The 24057-nt window shown below is 61.4% G+C and carries 8 protein-coding genes; 1 reads left to right on the top strand and 7 read right to left on the bottom strand.

The features are described 5' to 3' along the window. Positions 1 to 2: 2 nt before the first annotated feature. The 7 genes from ACA060_RS00690 to ACA060_RS00660 form a co-directional block, all read right to left on the bottom strand. Entirely contained in the window at positions 3 to 869 is an 867-nt protein-coding gene (locus tag ACA060_RS00690; RefSeq protein ID WP_497314826.1) for an ABC transporter permease, read from the bottom strand. A 20-nt stretch (positions 870 to 889) separates the two neighbouring features. Further along, positions 890 to 1750, bottom strand: a complete 861-nt coding sequence (locus tag ACA060_RS00685; RefSeq protein ID WP_497314824.1) for an ABC transporter ATP-binding protein — start codon at positions 1748 to 1750, stop codon at positions 890 to 892. Between the two features lie 5 nt (positions 1751 to 1755). Then, positions 1756 to 2781, bottom strand: coding sequence for an ABC transporter substrate-binding protein (locus tag ACA060_RS00680; protein ID WP_497314822.1), 1026 nt, complete (start codon positions 2779 to 2781; stop codon positions 1756 to 1758). Between the two features lie 17 nt (positions 2782 to 2798). Beyond that, the gene (locus ACA060_RS00675) at positions 2799 to 3686 is read right to left on the bottom strand and encodes a TauD/TfdA dioxygenase family protein (protein ID WP_109627184.1); all 888 of its coding nucleotides are present in this window, start codon (positions 3684 to 3686) and stop codon (positions 2799 to 2801) included. Positions 3687 to 3986: 300 nt separating this feature from the next. Further along, positions 3987 to 5354, bottom strand: a complete 1368-nt coding sequence (locus ACA060_RS00670) for an HlyD family type I secretion periplasmic adaptor subunit (protein WP_497314820.1) — start codon at positions 5352 to 5354, stop codon at positions 3987 to 3989. Continuing rightward, positions 5344 to 7500: a type I secretion system permease/ATPase gene (locus ACA060_RS00665; RefSeq protein WP_109627180.1), complete on the bottom strand. Its 2157-nt coding sequence runs from the start codon at positions 7498 to 7500 to the stop codon at positions 5344 to 5346. The genes ACA060_RS00670 and ACA060_RS00665 overlap by 11 nt, the downstream gene beginning before the upstream one ends. A gap of 37 nt (positions 7501 to 7537) precedes the next feature. Next, on the bottom strand, positions 7538 to 8890 hold the full coding sequence (locus tag ACA060_RS00660; RefSeq protein WP_497314818.1) for a TolC family outer membrane protein: 1353 nt from the start codon (positions 8888 to 8890) through the stop codon (positions 7538 to 7540). Between the two features lie 358 nt (positions 8891 to 9248). On the opposite strand from ACA060_RS00660, the gene ACA060_RS00655 reads away from it, so the two are divergent. Next, complete coding sequence (locus ACA060_RS00655) at positions 9249 to 23990, top strand: retention module-containing protein (RefSeq protein ID WP_497314816.1); 14742 nt, start codon at positions 9249 to 9251, stop codon at positions 23988 to 23990. Positions 23991 to 24057: the final 67 nt, after the last annotated feature.

Raw genomic sequence — 24057 nt, 5'->3', positions numbered from 1 at the left:
ACTCAGCGCTGCATCCCCCAACGCTTAACGGTCACCCGCTCCAACGAATCAAACACCAGGTTCTCCACCAGCAACCCAATCAAAATCACCACCGCCAACCCGGCAAACACCTTGTCGGTGTACAGCTCATTACGATTCTGAAAAATGTACCAGCCCAACCCACCCTTGCCACTGGTCGCGCCAAACACCAATTCCGCTGCGATCAGGGTTCGCCACGCAAACGCCCAACCAATTTTCAGCCCGGCAAGGATCGACGGCAGCGCCGCCGGGATCAGGATGAACAACACAAAACGCATACCCTTGAGGCCGTAATTGCGCCCTGCCATGCGCAGGGTTTCCGAGACGCCGAGAAACCCGGCATAAGTATTCAGCGCCAACGCCCAAAGCACCGAATGCACCAGCACGAAAATCAGGCTGTTCTGCCCCAGGCCAAACCACAGCAGCGCCAGCGGCAACAGCGCAATAGCCGGCAGCGGGTTGAACATCGAGGTCAAAGTGCTCAGCAGGTCGCGACCGAACTGAGTCGACACCGCCAACGTGGTCAAGGCAAACGCCAGGACGATGCCGATCAAGTAGCCCTTGAGCAGAACGACCAGCGAAATCCAGACTTTTCCCAGCAACTCGCCGCTGAGCAAACCGTCATACAGCGCGCTGCCGGTTTGTAGAAAACTTGGCAGCAACAGGTCGTTGTTCTGAATGCGCGCAACCACCTCCCACAGCACTGCGAGCAAAATAAGGATCAGGCTCTTACGCAGCCAGCCCTGTTGCCACAGGCGTTGGCCGAGCGGTAATTCGCGCTCCACCGGCACGCTGGTCAATGGCTGCAAAACGGTTTCAAACTCTTCACGCGCAGATGATAAATGGCTCATCGGACACTCCTCTCAATGGCTCAATAAGCGATGCGAATGTCAGAAAAATCCAGCTCACGCTCGGTTTCCGGCGACTGGCCTTCATCGAACAACAGCCGATGAATCCGTCGCGCCGATTCCTGAAACGCCACGCCGCCGAGGCTGTGCAAATCGTATTGATGGCTGTGAACTTCGGCCCGCACCCGCCCCGGATGCGGCGACAGCAACAGAATACGGTTGCCCACCACCAGCGCTTCTTCGATGGAGTGCGTGACGAACAGCAGCGTGAAGCGCACCTCCTCCCAGAGCAGCAGCAACTCTTCCTGCATCTTGCGGCGAGTCAGCGCATCGAGGGCGGCGAAAGGTTCGTCCATCAGGAGGATTTTCGGCTGCATCGCCAACGCCCGGGCAATCGCCACACGCGCCTTCATGCCGCCAGACAGGGTGTGCGGATAGGCATCGGCAAACGCCGCCAGACCGACCTTGTCCAGGTAGTGCAGCGCCCGTTCTTCAGCCTCTTTTCGCTTCAGCGTTTTCGACGCCAGCAGCGGAAACATCACGTTCTGTTTGACGGTTTTCCACGGCGGCAGCTGATCGAACTCCTGAAACACCACAATCCGGTCCGGCCCCGGCGCATGGACGGTCTGGCCTTGCAGCCGAATTTCGCCCTCGCACGGTTGAATGAACCCGGCGACCGCTTTGAGCAGTGTCGATTTACCGCAACCCGACGGACCCAGCAGCACAAAGCGGTCCGCCGGATCGATTTCAAAACTCACTTGGTGCGTCGCCCGAACCACCCGTTGCGGCGTGCGGTATTCGAGGCTGACATGGTCGACGGACAGCAGCGCCTGGGCTGCCGCGATCGGGTTGCTGGCCGTGTGGCCTTGCAAAGGGGCGTTCATGTCGATCAGCTCCCTTGCAGTGGCTTGGCGTCCTGGAAGAAGTAATCCTTCCACGAATCCGGTTTGTTTTTGATCGCGCCGACGCGGTACAGGAACTCGGCCAATGGGTAAGTGTTTTTCGGCGTGACGCTGAATTCGAACTGCGGGTTGTCGATGATTTTCAGCAGCGCGGCGCGGTCTATTTTGGCTTTGGTGACGCGGATGTAGGTGTCGGCGGCGGCGCCTTTATCGTTCTGGGCAAACTGCGCGGCTTCGGTCAGCGCTTCAACGAAGGCTTTATAGGTTTTCGGGTTCTCGTTGCGGAATTTCTCGGTGGCGAACAGCACGGTTGGCGAGTTCGGACCCAGCAGGTCATAGGTGTTCAGCACCACATGAACGTTGGGATTGCCCAGCGCCTGATCCTGGAATGGCGGGTTGGAGAAGTGCCCGCTCAACTCGGTACCTCCGGCGATAAGCGCAGCCGTGGCATCCGGATGCGGTACGGCAATGGTGTACTTGTCGAGGCGATTGAATTCCTTGTCACCCCACTGCTTGGCGGCCGCGTATTGCAGGAAACGCGACTGCACCGAAACGCCGACCGCCGGCACCGCGATGCGGTCTTTTTCGGTGAAGTCGGCGATGGTTTTGACCTTGGGGTTGTTGCTCACCAGGTAGTACGGGAAGTTGCCGAGGGAGGCCACGGCCTTGACGTTCTGCTTGCCGTGGGTGCGGTCCCAGATGGTCAGCAATGGACCGACGCCCGCCCCGGCGATATCAATCGAACCCGAGAGCAGCGCATCGTTGACCGCCGCGCCACCGGACAACTGGGTCCAGTCGACTTTGATGTCGATGCCTTCCTGCTTGCCGTACTTCTCGATCAGGTTCTGATCGCGCACCACGTTGAGCAACAAGTAGACGATGCCGAACTGCTCGGCGATGCGGATTTCACCTTCGGCGTGGGCCACGGTCGGCGCCACCAGACTGCCGGCGATCAGGCTGAATCCCAAACCGATGGCAGCGGCCAGCGGCGCGAATGGAAGACGTTTGGACATGGAAGTTCTCCGACAGATCAGAAAGGCGCGTCGCCCTGGATGGTGGTGCGATACAGCTTGCGGCGCAGATGGCTTGGGCATCCGGCGGCAAGGTGGATCAGCGAACGGTTGTCCCAGAACACCAGGTCATGGGCCTGCCATTGATGGCGGTAGATGTTTTGCGGCAAGACGCTGTGGGCATAGAGCTCGTCGAGCAGTTGCTTGCTCTCGTCTTCCGGCAAACCGACGATGCGCGTGCTGAAGCCTTCACTGACGAACAACGCCTTGCGCCCGTTTTCCGGGTGCGTGCGCACGATCGGGTGGACCACTTCGACGACTTGAGCCAGTTGCTCCGGGGTCAGGGTCGGGCGCCAGTTGCCTTCGAATTTGGTCTCGCTGTAGCGCGCCGTGTAGGAGTGCGCGGCCGAACGACCTTCGACGGCTTTGCGCAGTGCTTCGGGCAGGTTGTCCCAAGCTTTGTGCATGTCGGCGAACAAGGTGTCGCCACCTTCGGAAGGCAGTTCCTGGGCGTGCAGCATCGAGCCCAGGCTGGGCAGTTCTTTATAAGACAGATCGGAATGCCAGAACTTGCCGGCGTCACCGAGGCCGATGGATTGGCCGTTTTCGATGATGTTCGAAACGATGAGGATTTCCGGGTGACCGGCCAGCAGGAATTGCTTGAGCACATGGATCTGCAACACGCCGAAGCGACGGCTGAAGGCGATGTGCTGCTCGGGAGTGATGCGCTGGTCACGGAACACCACGACGTGATGATCCAGATGCGCGCGGTGGATACGGGCGAAATCCTGATCATTGATCGGGCGGGACAGGTCCAGGCCGATGATTTCGGCACCGACAGCGCCGCTGAACGGGCGAATGTCGAAGGTTTGTGGCGCGATTGCGGTTGACGCAGAGACGGCTGACATAAAAATCACTCCCACGCACGGCACGCTCAAGGGCGCGCGCGTCGATCAAGAAACTCACGGAAGTCCCGTGTTGGTTCGTGTCGTGCGGCGCGCCGATTGGTCGGCAGGTACGCAGGAGGATGACTTTATAGATATAAGAATTGAAATTTAAATATCGTTATTGAATAACGATATGGCTTTTGATTTTTATCGCTCTTGAGGCCGCCATCGCGGGCAAGCCCGCTCCCACAGGTTCTATGACGATCACAAAACCCTGTGGGAGCGGGCTTGCCCGCGATGAGGATAAGGCCCGGCGGAGAACTACCGCTCGTGCAACGCCTCTGCCCGAGCCCGGATAATCGGTTTCAGCAGATAACTGAGAACAGTCTTCTTGCCGGTAATGATATCCACCGAAGCCACCATCCCCGGGATGATCAGCAACGGCTTTTCATCCGTCCCCAGGTGACTGCGATCCGTGCGCAGTTTGATGATGTAGTACGTGGTCTTCTTGTCTTCATCGGTGATGGTGTCAGCACCGATCTGTTCAAGCCTGGCCTTCAGCCCACCATAAATCGTGTAGTCATACGCGGTGAACTTCACCGTCGCTTCCTGTCCGGGATGCAGGAACGCAATGTCTTGCGGGCGAATCTTTGCTTCCACCAGCAAGGTGTCGTCCAGTGGCACGATTTCCACCAGGTCGCTGCCCGGTTGGATCACGCCGCCGATGGTGTTCACCAGCAACTTGTTAACGATGCCGCGTACCGGCGATGTCACCAGCGTCCGGCTGACCCGGTCTTCCAGCGCTTTGCCGGTGGCCTGGGCCTTGTTCAGGTCGGTGCGGGCTTCGTTGAGTTGGGTCAGGGCTTCGCTGCGGAACTTGCCGCGCGTCTCGTCGATCTTGCGCTGCACTTCCTTGATCGCCGATTCGGCGCGCGGGATCGCCAGCGTCGTGGCATCGAGTTGTCCACGGGTTTCAACCTCGGCACGCTTGAGTCGCAACACCTCGACCGGCGACACCGCGCCCTGGGCCACCAGCGGCTCGGACATGTTGATTTCCTGACGCTGCAACGACAGGCCATTGCGGTACTGCGACTGTTTGGAGGTGAACTCGCGCAGCTCTTGTTGACGCTGGATCAACTGCTCCTGCAACCCGCCGATCTCATCGTGCAGCTGCTGACGGCGGCTGATGTACAGCGACTCTTCGCTGGCCGCCTGGCCGGGAACAGCCTTCAGCACATCGGCGGGAAAATTCAGCGGACGGTCATCGACCTCGGCGCTCAAGCGCTCCACGCGTAGCAACATCGACAGCCGATCGGCTTCGGTTTCGCCGACGTTGGAGGCAAACCGCGTGTCGTCGAGGCGAATCAGCGGCGCACCGGCTTCGACGATCTGCCCTTCGGTGACGAACAACTCGGAGACGATACCGCCCTCAAGGTTCTGGATTTTCTGGATCTTCGACGACGGAATCGCCTTGCCGTCGCCCTTGGTGACTTCGTCGATCACCGCGTAATTGGCCCAGAGCATCAGGAACACGAAGAAGCCGATGATCGCCCAGATCGTCAGCCGCACTACACGCGGGGCGTCTTCGATGAGCGCTTTATTGACCTCCGGAAGTGGCTGGCCATGCAGCGACTCGGAGCCTTTGAAGTAACGGCGGATCGAATCCTTGAAACCCGACTTAAGCAACACTGATCTGCCCCTTTTTCAACGCTTCCATCACGGTGGCTTTCGGGCCATCAGCGAGAATTTGTCCACGATCGATGACGATCAGGCGATCGACCAGCGACAACAGCGATGCCCGGTGCGTCACCAGCACCACGGTCTTGTTTTCGACTACTGCGGCGAGGCGTTGCTTGAGGCGTTCTTCGCCGGTGTTGTCCATGGCGCTGGTCGGTTCGTCGAGCAGCAGGATCGGCGGGTTGAGCAGCAACGCACGGGCCAGGGCAACGTTCTGGCGCTGACCGCCGGACAGGTTCTGCCCGCGCTCACCGACTTGCAGTTCATAGCCTTGCGGGTGCAGGCGAGCGAACTCGTGCACGCCGGCCAGTTCGGCAGCTTGCAGCACCATTTCGTCCTCTACATAGCGCGCGCCCGAGACCAGGTTGTCGCGCAGGGTGCCGGCCAGCAGCTGGATGTCCTGCGCGACGTAGCCGATGTTGTGGCGCAATTCGCTGACATCGATCTGACGGATGTCGACGCCGTCCACCAACAGCGCGCCGTCATCCGGTTGATAGAGACCGACCAGCAGTTTGGCCAGGGAGCTTTTGCCCGAGCCGCTGCGACCGATGATGCCGATCTTCTCGCCCGGTTTGATCACCAGGTTGATGTTGTTCAGCGCCGCGTTCTGCTGGTTCGGGTAGGTGAAGTTCATCTGCCGGCATTCGATGGCGCCTTGCAGCACTTTGCGGCTCAGCGGGCGCTCTTCGAAGTTGCGTTCTTGCGGCAGCTCCATCATCTGGTCCACCGACACCATGGTCACCCGCGCTTGCTGGTAGCGGGTCAGCAAGCCGGACAACGAAGCCAGCGGGCTGAGCGCGCGGCCACTGAGCATGTAGCAGGCAATCAGACCGCCCATGCTCAGGTTGCCGGCGATGATCTGGTACACGCCGAAGACGATCATGATCACCCCGGCCAGTTGCTGGATCAGCAAGGTGATGTTCATCGCCAGGCCGGAAAGCATTTTTACCCGCAACTCGAGGCGGCTGAGGGTGCCGATGGTCTGTTCCCACTGATACTGGCGTTCGCTTTCGGCGTTGTTGACCTTCACCGCATCGAGGCCGGCGAGGGTTTCGATCAGGCTCGACTGACGCTCGGCGCCCAGGGCCATGGTCCGTTCCATGGTCGCCACCAACGGCTTCTGCAGCGCATAGCCGATCAGTAGCGCTATCGGGAACGCCAGCACCGGAATCCACACCAGATGCCCGCCGAGAATCGCGATGACCATGAAGATCAGCAGCGTAAACGGCAGGTCGATCAGGCTGGTCAGGGTCAGCGACGCGAGGAAATCGCGCAGGCTCTGAAACTCATGGATGTTCTGGGCGAAGCTGCCGACCCGGGCCGGGCGGTATTTCATGGCCATGCCGACGATGCGTTCAAACAGCGTCGCCGAGATGATCAGGTCGGTTTTCTTCCCGGCCAAGTCCAGGCAGAGACTGCGCAGGCTTTTGAGAATCAGGTCGAACAAGTAAGCGCCGGTGATGCCGATAGCCAGCACCCACAACGTCGATTCAGCCTGGTTCGGCACCACGCGGTCATAGACGTTCATCACGAACAGCGGCGCCGCCATGGCGATGATGTTGATCAGGAAACTGGCGGCGATGGCATCGGCGTACAGCCAGCGCGAACGCTTGAGGGTGTCGCGGAACCACGAGCGCGCGCGCGGGATCAGCGTGCCGTGATTGACGTCGAATTTGTGCTGGGGTTGAGCGAAGAACACTTTGCCGATGTAGTCGTCGGCCAGCAGTTCGCGACTGACAAGGCTTTCGCCACCGTCGCTTTCGCTGATCAGCAGGCGGGCCTGGTCTTCACCGTGCCAGCCGAGGAGGACGGCACTGCGACCGTCCTTGAGCAGCAACAGCGCTGGCATCGCAATCGCCGGAATCTGCTCCAGCTTGCGCACCAGCACTCGCCCTTGCAGGCCGGCGCGAGCAGCGGCGCGGGGCAGCAGTTCAACGCTCAGTCGCTGCTTGGGCAATGGCAGGCCGGTGGTCAGCATCGCGGCGCTGGCCGGCTTCTGGTGCAGGGTGCACAGGGCTAGCAGACCATCCAGTAACGGATCGTCGTGCAGCGCGCGTGGATCATGAATGAGTTGAACTCGACTGACTTCTGATTCCACGCTCGGCACTCTTGGCTAACAGTAAAAAAGGGAAGACTCAATTCATCCCGGGTAGCTGGACCCTGGGCTTCACGTCGTTCTGCACAACGGATGCCAACGGTGCGACCACTCCCTGGCTCTTGAGCAACTCGCCCATGGTCGCCTTGATTCGGTATTGAGTAAATAACTGAATGTTCTTGATCTCCGCCAGGCGACGGGAAGCGCTGAACAGTTCGTTTTCACTGTCGAGCAGGTCGAGCAAAGTGCGCTCGCCAAGGCTGAACTGCTTCTGGTACGCGGTGCGCACGCTGGTGCTGTGATCGACATATTGCTGGGCGATCGGCACTTGGGCGTTGGCGTTGTTCAAAGCATTCCAGGCCAGACCCAACTCTTCATTCAATACGCGCAGGGCGTTGTTACGGATATCCAGCGCCTGGCTCGACAGGTAGGACTTGGATTCCAGATCAGCCTTGTTGCTGCCGCCGGCATACAGATTGAAGCGCATGCGCAGCATGGCCTGCCATTCGTTGCTGTGGCCGTTCTGACCGTCGAGATCGTTGTCGGCGGAGCGACCCAGTTCGGCATCGAAGCGCGGGTAGAAGGACGATTTGGCCGCGTCGTACTGTTTCTCGGCCGCGGCGATGTCGGACTCGGCGGAACGCAGGATCGGGCTGTTCTCCAGCATCTGCGCGCGGGCTTCGTTCAGGTTGGCCGGCAACAGCGCGAGGAAATCGGCAGGCCGCTCCAGTTGATCGGGCATCTGGCCCACGGCGCTGAGAAAGTTGGTCTCGGCGTCTGCCAGGTTGGTCTGTTCGGTGATCAGGTTGTTGCGGGCCTGGGCCATACGCGCTTCGGCCTGATCGAGGTCGGCACCGCTGCCGACGCCGCGCTGGGTGCGCAATTTGATCTGGTCATAGATCCTTTCGTGGCTCTTCAGGTTGTCTGTGGCCAGGCGCACGAATTCACGGCGGGTCAGCACTTCCAGATAAACCTGGGCCACGGTCAGCGCGGTGCGTTCGGACGTGCCCAGCAAGGAATAGGCGCGGGAATTAACGGTGGCTTGTTGACGCCCCACTTCACTGGACGTCGCGAAACCGTCAAAAACCATTTGCGACAGACGCAAACTCGACTCGCTGCGGTTCAGGGTTTCCCAGTGATTGTCGTTGCCGGCAGCCCGCGTGGTGACGCTGTCAGTGCCCTCGCGACCATAACCGCCCAGCAGATCGACCCGTGGAAGGTATCCACCTTTTGCCGCCTTTAACTGATAATCCGCGGCCAATCGACTATTAACCCCTGCCTGGATTTCCGGATGGACATCCAACGCCTGCTGCATGGCCTCCGGAAGTGACTGCGCCTGAACAAAACTGGCGGCAAGGGCGAAGGGTAAAGCCTTGAACAGGTGCAAACGCATGTTGGAATTTCCCGGAATTACTTGTCTTGAATCACTGCAGAACGTGCCGCTGCATCGGATGATGACCATCGGAATGACCGTGTGTCGGAAAGTTTGAATTTGTAGCTGAGTCACACTCTGTGGGGCGGGTAGTTACCTAAATATCAATGTGACATTACGGAGGCGAGTGTTTAGGATGACAGCACTAAGGTCAATAGTTTGGCATATAGTTTATAGCGAAAAAATATAGCCAATTTGTTGACGATTAACCGCGTCAAAGTTGTGCCGATTATATCTTGAAAGTACGTCCAGACTGATTTGGCGAAAACGCCATCAGGTTCATGGAAGTCAACTGAACGTGACACCCGGAGAGTCTTCAATGAGCAGTGTTGTTGCCATCGTCAAAAGCATTGTTGGTCAGGTTTTCGCGGTGTCCCCAGAGGGCATTCGCCGCGTACTCGTTGAAGGCGACCGGTTGTTTGTCGGCGATCAGGTAGACACGGGCGCGGCGGGCGCCGTTACGCTGGAACTGGCTGACGGCCGGACCCTGGACCTGGGCCGCGACACTCAATGGAGCGCCAGCGACCCGGATTCCAGCGCTGACCTGTCAGAAGCCACTGCACAAGCCGCGCCATCGGTTGAAGAACTGCAACAAGCCATCGTTGCCGGTGCCGACCCGACCACTGAACTCGAAGCCACCGCAGCCGGCCCTACTGCTGCGGGCACGGGCGGTGCGGCGGGTGGCGGCCACAGCTTCGTGATGCTGGACGCAACCGCTGGCCGCGTCGATCCGACCATTGGTTTCCCAACCGCGGGCCTCAGTTCTGCGGCACAGGCTGCACAACTCACCACTGGCGGCCAGACGGCTGACACCAGTGCCAATGTGCAGCGCGAATCGAACCTGAGCCTCAGCGCTACGCCGACGATTACCGAAGCAGGCGGCGTACTCGTTTACACGGCGACCCTGACCCAGGCACCGCTGACCGACCTGACCATCACCTTGTCCAACGGCTCGGTGATCGTGATCCAGGCCGGCCAGTTGACCGGCACCGTCAACGTCCCGCTCGCACCAAACGACACCGTTTATAACGACTCGACCCAGATCAACGTGACCGTCACCGGCACCACGGGTGGCAACGGCATCACCGTCACCCCGCCGACGACCCCGGCCGTAACCCAGATCACCGACACCGTCGACACCACCACGGTCACCCTGACCGCCGGCGCCAACGTCACCGAAGGCGGCCAGATTACTTACACCGCAACATTGACCAACCCGGCGCAGACACCGGTCACCGTCACCCTGTCCAACGGTTCGACCATCACCATCGAGGCTGGCAAAACCACCGGCACTGTTGACGTGTCAACACCGACCAACGACGTCTATAACAACGGCAGCACGGTCACCACCACCATCACCGGTGCCACCGGCGGCAATTTCGAGAACCTGGTGCCTAACCCGGCTCCGGCCGTGACCACCATTACCGACTCGCCGGACACCACCACCCTCACACTGACGGCGGGTTCGACAGTCACCGAAGGCGGGCAGATCACTTACACCGCCACCCTGACCAATCCGGCTCAAACGCCGGTCACTGTCACCCTGTCCAACGGCTCGACCATCACCATCGGAGCCGGCCAAACCACCGGCTCCGTGAACGTCGACACCGCGGCCAACGACGTTTATCAGAACGGCAGCACCGTCAGCACAACGATCACTGGTGCCACCGGCGGCAACTTCGAGAACCTGGTGCCGAGTACTACGCCCGCGGTCACCACCATTACCGACTCGGTCGACAACACCGACCTGAGCCTCAGCGCCACCGGCACCGTCGTCGAAGGCGGCCAGATCACCTACACCGCCACGTTGACCAACCCGGCCGGCACGCCGATGACCGTGACCTTGAGCAATGGCTCGGTCATCACCATCGAGGCGGGCAAGACCACCGGCAGCGTGACCGTTGAGACGGCGGCAAATGACGTCTACAACAACGGCAGCACCGTCAGCACCACCATCACCGGGACCACCGGCGGCAATTTCGAGCAACTGACCCCGAGCACCACGCCTGCGGTCACCACCATTACCGACTCGGTCGACAACACCGGCCTGAGCCTCAGCGCCACCGGCACCGTCGTCGAAGGCGGCCAGATCACCTACACCGCCACGTTGACCAACCCGGCCGGCACGCCGATGACCGTGACCTTGAGCAATGGCTCGGTCATCACCATCGAAGCGGGCAAAACCACCGGCAGTGTGACCGTCGATACGGCGGCGAATGATGTCTACAACAACGGCAGCACCGTCAGCACCACCATCACCGGGACCACCGGCGGCAATTTCGAGCAGCTGACCCCGAGCACCGAACCGGCGCTGACCACCATTACCGACTCAAAGGACGACACCGGCCTGAGCCTGTCAGCGTCCACCGAAGTGGCCGAGGGGGGTCAGATTCTGTACACCGCGACCCTGACCAATGCGGCTGGCACGCCGGTCACCGTCACCCTTTCGAACGGCGCGGTGATCACCATCGCGGCGGGGGCGACCACTGGCAGCGTGAGCGTCCCGGCTCCGGCCGATGACGTCTATAAAGATGCCGGTAAAGTCGAAGCGACCATCAAGGACGCCAGCGGCGGTAACTTCGAGAACCTGGTGCCGAGCACTGTTCCGGCAGTCACCGACATTACCGATACCCTCGATACCTCGACCGTCAGCCTGACCGCGGCTTCGTCTGTGGCTGAAGGTGGGACCGTGGTTTACACCGCGTCTGTGACCGCTCCGGTGACCGGCTCGCCAGTTGTGGTGACCCTTTCGAATGGCCAGACCATCACCATTCCGGTCGGCGCCAGTTCGGGTAGCGTGAATTTTGTTGCACCGAACGATGCCCTCGCGGGCGGTGGTTCCCTGAGCGTCAAGATTGATGATGCAAAGGGCGGTAACTACGAGAAGCTGGATGTTGACGGCAAGTCGGCGGACACCTCGGTCACTGATTCTGCAGACACCACCACTCTGAGCCTGGCCGCGACTGATTCGGTCGCTGAAGGCGGTTCGATCGTCTACACCGCTAGCCTGACCAACGCGGCCGGTACGCCGGTCACCGTCACCCTGAGCAACGGCGCCGTAATCACCATCGCCGCCGGCGCCACCAGCGGCTCCGTCACCGTCAAGGCGCCTGCCGATGACGTCTACAAAGACGCCGGAAAAGTCGAAGCGACCATCAAGGACGCTACCGGCGGCAACTTCGAAAACCTGGTCAAAGACCCGACTGCGGCTGTGACTGACGTGACCGACACCGTCGACACTTCGACCGTCAGCCTGACCGCGACTTCATCCGTGGCTGAAGGTGGGACCGTTGTTTACACCGCGTCCGTGACCGCGCCAGTGACCGGCGCGCCGGTTGTCGTGAGCTTGTCCAACGGCCAGACCATCACCATTCCGGTCGGCGCCAGCAGCGCCAGCGTGAACTTCGTCGCACCGAACGATACCCTCGCTGGCGGCGGCTCGCTGAGCGTCAAGATTGATGATGCGAAGGGCGGCAACTACGAGAAGCTGGACGTCGACGGCAAGTCGGCCGACACCTCGGTCACCGACTCGGCGGACACCACCACGCTTAGCCTGACAGCAACCGATTCGGTCGCCGAAGGCGGTTCGATCGTCTACACCGCGAACTTGACCAACGCGGCCGGCACACCAGTCACCGTAAACCTGTCGAACGGCGCGGTGATCACCATTGCAGCCGGCGCCACCAGCGGCTCCGTGACCGTCAAGGCACCAGCCGATGACGTCTACAAAGACGCCGGCAAAGTAGAAGCGACCATCAAGGATGCGACTGGCGGCAATTTCGAAAACCTGGTCAAAGACCCGGCAGCGGCTGTGACTGACGTGACCGACACCGTCGACACGTCGACGGTCAGCCTGACCGCTACTTCGTCCGTGGTTGAAGGTGGCACCGTGGTGTACACCGCGTCCGTGACTGCTCCGGTCACCGGTTCGCCAGTGGTTGTGAGCCTCTCGAATGGCCAGACCATCACCATTCCTGTTGGCGCCAGCAGCGCCAGCGTGAACTTCGTCGCACCGAACGATACCCTCGCTGGCGGCGGCTCGCTGAGCGTCAAGATTGATGATGCGAAGGGCGGTAACTACGAGAAGCTGGATGTTGACGGCAAGTCGGCGGATACCTCGGTCACTGATTCTGCAGACACCACCACTCTGAGCCTGGCCGCGACGGATTCCGTGGCTGAAGGCGGCTCCATCGTCTACACCGCTAACCTGACCAACGCGGCCGGCACTCCGGTCACCGTGACATTGAGCAACGGCGCCGTAATCACCATCGCCGCCGGTGCCACCAGCGGCTCCGTGACCGTCAAGGCGCCTGCCGATGACGTCTACAAAGACGCCGGCAAAGTCGAAGCGACCATCAAGGACGCTACCGGCGGCAACTTCGAAAACCTGGTGAAAGACCCGGCAGCGGCTGTAACTGACGTGACCGACACCGTCGACACGTCGACGGTCAGCCTGACCGCGACTTCGTCCGTGGCTGAAGGTGGGACCGTGGTGTACACCGCGTCCGTCACTGCTCCGGTCACCGGTTCGCCAGTCGTTGTGACCTTGTCCAACGGCCAGACCATCACCATTCCGGTCGGTTCGAGCAGCGCCAGCGTCAACTTCGTCGCGCCGAACGATGCCCAGGCCGGCGGCGGTTCCCTAAGCGTCAAGATCGACGACGCCAAGGGCGGCAACTACGAGAAGCTGGACGTCGATGGCAAGTCGGCTGACACCTCGGTCACCGACTCCGCAGACACCACCACTCTGAGCCTGAGTGCGACGGATTCCGTGGCTGAAGGCGGCTCCATCGTCTACACCGCTAACCTGACCAACGCGGCCGGCACTCCGGTCACCGTGACATTGAGCAACGGCGCCGTAATCACCATCGCCGCCGGTGCCACCAGCGGCTCCGTGACCGTCAAGGCGCCTGCCGATGACGTCTACAAAGACGCCGGTAAAGTCGAAGCGACCATCAAGGACGCTACGGGCGGCAACTTCGAGAACCTGGTCAAAGACCCGGCAGCCGCCGTGACCAGCGTCACCGACACCCTCGATACGTCGACCGTCACGCTGACCGCCACAAGCACTGTGGCTGAAGGCGGCACCGTGGTTTACACCGCCTCCGTCGGCGCACCTGTCACCGGTTCGCCAGTAATCGTGACGCTGGCCAACGGTCAGACCATCACCATCGCGGTTGGCGCCAGCAGCGGTACCGTCAACGCCGTGGTCTCCAACGATGTGCTGAGCGGCCATGCGCCGGTGACCAATTCGATCACCAACGTCAGCGGCGGCAACTACGAAAACCTGGTCGCCGATAAAACCCCGGTCAGCACCAGCGTGACCGACACCGTCGACACCACCACTCTGTCGCTGACCGCCACTGGCAACGTCAACGAGGGTGGCTCGATCGTTTATACCGCGACCCTGACCAACGCGGCCGGTACGCCGGTCACCGTCACACTGAGCAACGGCGCCGTAATCACCATCGCCGCCGGCGCCACCAGCGGCTCCGTCACCGTCAAGGCGCCAGCCGACGACGTCTACAAAGACGCCGGCAAAGTAGAAGCGACCATCAAGGACGCTACGGGCGGCAACTTCGAGAACCTGGTCAAAGACCCGGCAGCCGCCGTGACCAGCGTCACCGACACCCTCGATACGTCGACCGTCACGCTGACCGCCACAAGCACTGTGGCTGAAGGCGGCACCGTGGTTTACACCGCCTCCGTCGGCGCACCTGTCACCGGTTCGCCAGTGATCGTGACGCTGGCCAACGGTCAGACCATCACCATCGCGGTTGGCGCCAGCAGCGGTACCGTCAACGCCGTGGTCTCCAACGATGTGCTGAGCGGCCATGCGCCGGTGACCAATTCGATCACCAACGTCAGCGGCGGCAACTACGAAAACCTGGTCGCCGATAAAACCCCGGTCAGCACCAGCGTGACCGACACCGTCGACACCACCACTCTGTCGCTGACCGCCACTGGCAACGTCAACGAGGGTGGCTCGATCGTTTATACCGCGACCCTGACCAACCCGGCCGGCACGCCGGTCACTGTGACCCTGAGCAACGGTGCCGTGATCACCATTGCGGCCGGCAAAACCACCGGCACCGTGACCGTCGACGCACCGAAAGACGACGTCTACAAGGACGCCGGCAAAGTCGAAGTCACCATCAAGGACGCCGCTGGCGGCAACTTTGAAAGCCTGGTCACCAGCCCGAATCCGGCCGTGACCAACGTTGCCGACACCACAAACACCACTCAACTGACCCTCAGCGCTGACAAGTCTGTACTCGAAGGTTCGAACATCACCTACACCGCGACCCTGAGCAACGCCGCGCAAACCCCGGTGACCGTCAAGCTGAGCAACGGCGAGACCATCACCATCGCGGCCGGCAAGACCAGCGGTTCGGTCACCATCGCGGCACCAAGCGACGACGTCTATAAGGATGCCGGCAAGCTCACCGTCAAGATGACTGACGCCAGCGGTGGCAACTTCGAAAAACTCGACATCAGCAAGGCGTCCGTGAGCACCACCGTCAAAGACACGGTGGACACGACGTCCCTGTCCCTGTCGGCCAGCCATACCGTGAGCGAAGGTGGCCAGATCACCTACACCGCCACTCTGAGCAACCCGACGGACACGGCGATGACCGTGAAGTTGAGCAACGGCGCAGTGATCAACATCGCCGCCGGCGCCAGCAGCGGTTCGGTCAACTTCGCTGCACCGGCCAACACGCCGTACATTGACGGCGGCAAAGTCCAGGCGACGATCGCCAGCCAAAGCGGCGGCAACTTCGAAAAAGTCGTCGCCGACCATTCGCCGGCGGTCACCACTGTCACCGATACCGCCGACACCACCGGTCTGAACCTGAGCGCCACCGGCTCGGTCGCCGAGGGCGGTTCGATCGTCTACACCGCGACCCTGACCAATGCCGCCGGCACCGCCATGACCGTGACGCTGAGCAACGGTGCGGTGATCAACATCGCCAAGGGCGCCACCACCGGTTCGGTGAACTTCGCCGCGCCCAAGGATGACGTCTACAAAGACGCCGGCAAAGTCGACGCCAGCATCACCAAAACCACGGGTGGCAACTTCGAAAACCTGGTGGCCGACAAGACGCCAGCGGTCACGGATGTGACTGACACCATCAACAACAGCACCGTGTCCCTGACTGCCACGGCCAGCACGGTCGAAGGCGGCACGGTGGTTTACACCGCTTCGGTCAATGCGCCAGTGACCGGTTCGCCAGTGGTGGTGGCGTTGTCCAACGGCCAGTTCATCACCATCCCGGTCGGCGCGAGTTCGGGCAGCGTGAACTTCGTTGCACCGAACGATGCCTTGGCCGGCGGCGGTTCGCTGAGTGTGAAAATCGACGGCACCACCGGCGGCAACTACGAAAACCTGGTGGCGAATCAAACCCCGGCGGTCACTTCGGTGACCGACGTCAAAGACACCACCACCCTGAGCCTGAGCGCTTCGGATTCGGTGGCTGAAGGCGGTTCGATTGTCTACACCGCGACCCTGACCAACGCTGCCGGAACGCCGGTCACCGTGAACCTGTCGAACGGCGCGGTGATCACCATCGCGGCTGGCGCGACGGTTGGCTCCGTGACCGTCAAGGCACCGGCCGATGACGTCTATAAAGATGCCGGCAAGGTCGAAGCGACCATCAAGGACGCGACTGGCGGCAACTTCGAAAACCTGGTGCCAAGCACTGTTCCGGCAGTGACTGACGTTACCGACACTCTCGATACCTCGACCGTCAGCCTGACCGCGACTTCGTCCGTGGCTGAAGGCGGCACCGTGGTTTACACCGCGTCCGTTACCGCTCCGGTGACCGGCTCGCCGGTCGTCGTGACGCTGTCCAACGGCCAGACCATCACCATTCCGGTTGGCGCCAGCAGCGCCAGCGTGAACTTCGTTGCGCCGAACGATGCCCTCGCCGGCGGCGGCTCCTTGAGCGTCAAAATCGACGACGCCAAGGGTGGCAATTACGAGAAGCTGGATGTCGATGGAAAATCAGCGGACACCTCCGTTACCGACTCGGCTGACACCACCACTCTTAGCCTGACAGCGACGGATTCCGTGGCTGAAGGTGGCTCGATTGTTTACACGGCGAGCCTGACCAACGCGGCCGGTACTCCGGTGACCGTGACGCTGAGCAATGGCGCGGTAATCACCATCGCCGCCGGCGCCACCAGCGGATCCGTCACCGTCAAGGCACCTGCCGATGACGTCTACAAAGATGCAGGTACAATCGAAGCGACCATCAAGGACGCCACTGGCGGTAACTTCGAGAACCTGGTCAAAGACCCGGCAGCAGCCGTGACCAGCGTCACCGACACCATCGACACGTCGACCGTCAGCCTCACAGCGACTTCGTCCGTGGCCGAAGGCGGCAACGTGGTGTACACCGCTTCCGTCACCGCGCCGGTCACGGGTTCGCCGGTCGTCGTGACATTGTCCAATGGTGAAAAAATCACCATCGCGGTCGGCGAAAGCAACGCCTCGATCACCGTCAAAGCACCGAACGATGCCTTGGTCGGCCACGAACCGCTGACCAATGCCATCAAGGAAGTCACAGGCGGCAATTACGAGAACCTGGTCGCCGACAAGACTCCGACCTCGACCGCCATCAGTGACACCCTGGACACCACCAAAGTGACCATGACCGCCAGCGACTACGTGGTCGAGGGCGGCACCATCACTTACACCGTCAACCTCAGCAACGCCGCCGGCACTGACATGACGGTCAAACTGAGCAACGGCGAGAGCGTCGTGATCAAGGCCGGCGACAAGTCGGGTTTCATCACCATCCCGGCGCCGGCCGATGACGTCTACAAGGACGGCAGCAAGATCACCGTTGGTATCGCCAGCACCGAAGGCGGCAACTTCGAAAAACTCGACGTCAGCAAAACCACGCACACCACCACCGTCAACGACACCATCGACACCACCACACTGAAACTCAGTGCTGATGTGAGCTCCGTCGGCGAAGGTGGCCAGATCACCTACACCGCCACGCTGAGCCACCCGGCCGACACAGCCATGACCGTGACCCTGAACAACAGCCTGGTGATCAACATCAAGGCCGGCGAGTCCAGCGGCTCGGCGCCGTACACCGTGCCGAATGACGTCTACACCGGCGCATCGCCCGTCCGGGCAGCGATTGCAGAGAGCGCTGGCGGCAACTTCGAAAAACTCGACACCGACCGCTCGGCTGTCGTCACCAAAGTGACCGACAGTGCGGATACCACGACGCTGAGCTTGAGCGCGACTGATTCGGTGGCTGAAGGTGGGTCGATTGTTTACACGGCGAACCTGAGCAACGCTGCCAGCACGCCGGTCACCGTAAACCTGTCGAACGGCGCGGTGATCACCATCGCGGCTGGCGCCACCAGCGGCTCCGTGACCGTCAAGGCACCTGCCGACGACGTCTACAAAGATGCTGGCAAAGTCGAAGCGACCATCAAGGACGCGACTGGCGGCAATTTCGAGAACCTGGTGAAAGACCCGGCGGCTGCGGTTACCGATGTGACCGACACCGTCGACACTTCGACCGTCAGTTTGACGGCCAATAGCAGCGTGGCCGAAGGCGGCACCGTGGTTTACACCGCGTCCGTGACCGCACCGGTTACGGGTTCGCCAGTGGTTGTGAGCCTCTCGAACGGCCAGACCATCACCATTCCGGTCGGCTCGAGCAGCGCCAGCGTGAACTACGTTGCGCCGAACGATGCCCTCGCCGGCGGCGGTTCCCTGAGCGTCAAGATTGATGATGCGAAGGGTGGTAACTACGAGAAGCTCGATGTTGATGGCAAGTCGGCGGACACCTCGGTCACCGACTCGGCTGACACCACGACTATTAGCCTGACTGCGACGGATTCCGTGGCTGAAGGCGGCTCGATTGTCTACACCGCGAACCTGACCAACGCAGCCGGCACGCCGGTCACAGTCACTCTGAGCAACGGCGCGGTGATCACCATCGCTGCTGGCGCGACTGCCGGCTCCGTGACTGTCAAAGCACCAGCCGATGACGTCTACAAAGACGCAGGCAAAGTCGAAGCGACCATCAAGGATGCTACTGGCGGCAACTTCGAAAGCCTGGTCAAAGACCCGGCGGCTGCGGTTACCGATGTGACCGACACCGTCGACACTTCGACCGTCAGTTTGACGGCCAATAGCAGCGTGGCCGAAGGCGGCACCGTGGTGTACACCGCGTCCGTCACCGCTCCAGTCACCGGCTCGCCGGTTGTCGTGAGCTTGTCCAACGGCCAGACCATCACCATTCCGGTCGGTTCGAGCAGCGGCAGCGTGAACTTCGTTGCACCGAACGATGCCCTGGCCGGTGGCAGCTCCCTGAGCGTCAAAATCGACGAAGCCAAGGGCGGCAATTACGAGAAGCTCGATGTCGATGGCAAGTCGGCAAACACCTCGGTTACGGATACCGCAGACACCACCACCGTCAGCCTGAGCGCTACCAACTCGGTCGCTGAAGGCGGCTCGATCGTCTACACCGCGAATCTGACCCATGCGGCCGGCACTCCTGTGACCGTGACCCTGAGCAACGGTGCGACCATCACCATCGACGCCGGTAAAACCACCGGCACCGTGACCGTTGATGCGCCAAAAGACGACGTCTACATTGACGCTGGCAAGGTCAGCACCACGATCACCACCGCGACCGGTGGCAACTTCGAAAACCTGGTGCCGAGCACGGTTCCAGCCGTGACCAATGTCACCGACACCATTGACACGTCGACGGTCAAACTCAGCGCTACCGGCACCGCGGCTGAAGGTGGCACCGTCACTTACACCGCCACCGTCGGTGCGCCAGTCACCGGTTCGCCAGTGACTGTGTCGTTGGCCAACGGCCAGACGATCACCATCGACATCGGCAAAACCACCGGCTTCGTGACCACCCTCGCTCCCAACGATGCGTTGACCGGCCATACACCACTGACCAACTCGATCACCAACGTCAGCGGCGGCAACTACGAAAATCTGGTGGCCGATAAAACCCCGGTCAGCACTACCGTGACCGACACCACCGACACGACCACGCTGTCGCTGAGTGCGAGCAACTTGGTGGCCGAAGGTGGCCAGATCATCTACACCGCCACCCTGACCAACGCCGCCGGCACACCGGTGACCGTGACCCTGAGCAACGGCGCGACCATCACCATCGATGCCGGCAAAACCACCGGCACCGTGAGCGTTGATGCGCCGAAAGACGACGTTTACAAAGACGCGGGCACGGTCCAGGCGACCATCAGCAACGCCACCGGTGGCAACTTCGAGAACCTGGTCAAGAGCCCGGCCGCAGCCGTCACCAGCGTCACCGACACTCAAGACAGAACTGAGGTCAGCATCACCGGCAGTACTTCGGTGACCGAAGGCCAGACCGCCAGCTACACCGTCAGCCTCACGAGCCCGGCGCAGACCGAAGTCACCCTGAAGATCACCTACAGCGGCACCGCCGCCGACGGTTCGGACTTCACCGGTGTGTACACCGTGAAAATTCCGGCGGGCGCCAGCACGGCGAATTTCAACGTCGCGACCCTCGACGACCGGATCACCGAAGGCACTGAAAACTTCGTGGTCAAGATCGACTCGGCCACCGGCGGCAACTTCGAGAACCTGGCGATCAGCGCGACCAACGGCAGCATCAGCACCGCGATCGTCGACAACGACGCGCCGCCCGTGCTCGACCTGGATGCCAACAACTCCAGCGGCGCCAGCGGTGCCAACTACAACGTGACCTTCACCGAAGGCACCACGGGCCAGGGCGTATCGATCGGCGACACCGACCTGAAAATCACCGACCCGGACAGCACGATGCTGACCGGCGCGACCATTGTGCTGACCAACCGTCAGCCGGGCGATGCGCTGAACCTGGGCAACAGCGTCAACGGCATCTCCATCAATGCCAACAGCAAGGACGGCACCGTCACGCTGACGTTGTCCGGCAACGCGACGCTGGCCGACTACATGCAACAGATCAAGAACATCAGCTTCACCAACAGCAGTGAAGACCCGAGCACCGTGCCGCGGATCATCACCGTGACGGTGACCGATGGCAGCAACTACTCCAACACCGCGACCACCACCGTCAACGTCGTGGCCGTGAACGATGCACCGACCGCCGCGCCGGTTAATGTCACCGGCACCGAAGACACCCCGCTGATCCTCGGCTGGTCGACCTTCGGCGTCAGCGATGTCGACAGTCCGGCCGCCAGCCTCGGCGTAAAAATCACCGGCCTGCCGGGCGAAGGCAAATTGCAGTACCTGAACGGTTCGACCTGGACCGACGTGGCGACCAATCAGACCCTGTCCAAGGCTGACATCGACGCGGGTAAAGTGCGCTTCCTGCCAGATGCCAACGAGTCCGGCACCAACGGCTACGGCGGCACCGGCGTGGGCAACAATCTGGCGGACTACGCACAGATCAAGTTCCAGCCAACCGACGGTTCGCTGCTGGGCAACACCGGCACGATCAAAATCGACATCACGCCGGTTGCCGACGCGCCGTCCCTGAGCGTTGCGAACAACAGCGTCAAATCCACCGGGCTGATCAAGGAAGTCTGGACCGGCCTGTCGGGCCTCGGCACCGACGGCAGCGGCGCGGCGTCGAACACGCTTAAGTCAGTGATCGATGCAGCCGGGAAACCGAACAGCAGCACTACCGTGACCAACGTGCAGTCCGACGGCAGCGTGACCGCGGGCACCGCGTCGAAAACCTCGGGCCTGATCTACCTCGAAGCTGGCAAGACTTACAGCTTCAGCGGCACCGGCGATGACAGCCTGCTCGTGACCATCGGCGGCAAAAACGTGGCCAGCGCGCTCTGGGGCGCGGGCGGCAGCCTGAGCGGTTCGTTCACCCCGACCGCCAGCGGCTACTACACCCTGGACATCTACCACCACAACCAGAGCGGCCCGGGCAGCTATGACGTCAACCTGTCGGTCAACGGCGCTGCAGCGGTCGACCTGAGCAGCGCTGGTGTGCCGCTGTACACCGGCATTGCAGACCTGGCCGCTTCCGGCGTGACGGTGTCCGACCTGCACGGCACCAACGGCGAAGGCTACTACGACGGCTACAAGCTCAACGAAGCGGCCGAAGGCACCAGCGTTCACCTGTCTGCGATCAAGACTGCGCTCACGGACACCGACGGCTCCGAAAGCCTGGTCGTGAAGATCAGCGGCATCCCGGCGGGCTCCGTGCTCACCGACGGCACCGGCCACACCTTCACCGCCAGCACCTCGTCGGGTGAAGCCAACGTCACCGGCTGGAACCTCGGCTCCCTGACCGTGACCCCGCCGCCGTACTACAACGGCCAGTTCAACCTGACCGTGACCTCAACCTCCACCGAGGTTCTCGGCGGCTCGGCGGTCAGCACCGCGACAATCCCGGTCACGGTTTACCCGGCGGTCTACAACGCCGTTACCGCCACGGCGGCCGATGACACCATCACTGGCACCGACGGCAACGACATCATGGTCGCCGACATTGGCGGGCTGACCGTGGTGCCAGGCACCAACTACAACATCGCGTTCATGGTCGACAGCTCGGGCAGCATGAGTGCGTCGTCGATCAGCGCCGCCAAGGACTCGCTGACCGCCGTGTTCAACACGCTCAAGCAGAGCATGGGCGGCAACTCCGGCACCGTGAACATCTTCCTCGCGGACTTCGATAATCAGGTCAACAAGTCTGTCTCGGTGAACCTGAACGATCCGAATGCGCTGATCCTGCTCAAAGCAGTACTGGATTCCATGGCGTCCGGCGGCGGCACCAACTATGAGGACGTGTTCAAAACCACGGCGAACTGGTTCCAGAGCGCCGACGCCATGGCCAACACCGGGGCGAAGAACCTCACGTACTTCATCACCGACGGCAAGCCGACCTACTACCAGAGCGGTGAGCAGACCAACCCGACCCTGTTCGGCAACGTGAAGCTCGATGACGTCATCACCACCACCAATTACAAGTTGGGGCAGACCTACTCGGGCTACCTGGACAGCACTCACTACCTGACCATCGATAACTCCGGCACCGTCACGCTGCAGACGTATAAGAGCTCGTGGGGCGGTTACTGGAGCAGTTCCGAACTGGGCACCATTCGCGCTGAGGGTAACGGCACGTATGAGCTGTCCTATCGCGACGGCAACGGCAGCAGCACCGGCTCCAGCGCCATCGACAACTCCACCAGCGGTTTCGCGCTGCTGGACAAGGTGTCGACGGTTGAAGCCATCGGCCTGAACAAAGACGTCACCCTCAGCGACCTCAAGCCGTACGACTCGGACAAGACGCCGCAAACCAACATCGATCCGAAAGACCTGGCCAACTCGATCATCGGTCACACCGAAGCGACCCTGCCGGGTGCCGACACAGTCAATGGCGGCAACGGCAACGACATCCTGTTCGGCGACCTGGTGAGCTTCAACGGTATCGCCGGCGAGGGTTATCAGGCGATGCAGGCGTTCGTCGCCAAAGAAACCGGCGTGGACGTCAGCAAAGTCACGACCAGCAACGTGCACCAGTTCATCACCGAGCACTACAGCGCATTCGACGTGTCCGGTGCCCATGACGGCAACGACACGCTGTTGGGCGTTGCGGGCAATGACATAATCTTCGGCCAGGGCGGCAATGACCTGCTCGACGGCGGCAAGGGCAATGACATTCTGCTCGGCGGCTCGGGTAACGACTCGCTGATGGGCGGTCAGGGCAACGACATCCTGATTGGCGGCTCGGGTGCCGACACCTTCGTCTGGAAGGCTGGCGACACCGGCAGCGACGTGATCAAGGACTTCAAGGCCAGCGAAGGTGATCGCATCGACCTGCGCGATCTGCTGCAAGGCGAAACCGGCAGCACCATCGACAACTTCCTGAAAATCAGCACCGTGGATGGCGTGTCGTCGTTGCAAGTCAGTTCCGGCGGCAAGTTCAACTCGGGCGACGCGGCCGCCGCAACGCCGGATGTGACGATCAAACTGGAAGGCAACAACTGGTCCAGCGCCAACATTCACACGTTGATTGCCGGCAGTGACCCGACCATCAAAGTCGATCACAACAACAGCTGATCCAACAAAAAACGGCCGCCCTTATGGGGCGGCCGTTGCATTTGTGCCCATCCCCCGGTGACGATTT

This window comes from Pseudomonas sp. LBUM1671 (assembly GCF_059695685.1).
The sequence above is the reverse complement of the archived record's forward strand: the minus strand, read 5'-3'. Positions and strand labels throughout refer to the sequence as shown.

Bases quoted from the DNA above. Each gene is read 5' to 3' on its own strand.
- ACA060_RS00690 (WP_497314826.1), bottom strand. From the start codon at position 869: ATGAGCCATTTATCATCTGCGCGTGAAGAGTTTGAAACCGTTTTGCAG.
- ACA060_RS00660 (WP_497314818.1), bottom strand. From the start codon at position 8,890: ATGCGTTTGCACCTGTTCAAGGCTTTACCCTTCGCCCTTGCCGCCAGT.
- ACA060_RS00675 (WP_109627184.1), bottom strand. From the start codon at position 3,686: ATGTCAGCCGTCTCTGCGTCAACCGCAATCGCGCCACAAACCTTCGAC.
- ACA060_RS00655 (WP_497314816.1), top strand. From the start codon at position 9,249: ATGAGCAGTGTTGTTGCCATCGTCAAAAGCATTGTTGGTCAGGTTTTC.
- ACA060_RS00680 (WP_497314822.1), bottom strand. From the start codon at position 2,781: ATGTCCAAACGTCTTCCATTCGCGCCGCTGGCCGCTGCCATCGGTTTG.
- ACA060_RS00685 (WP_497314824.1), bottom strand. From the start codon at position 1,750: ATGAACGCCCCTTTGCAAGGCCACACGGCCAGCAACCCGATCGCGGCA.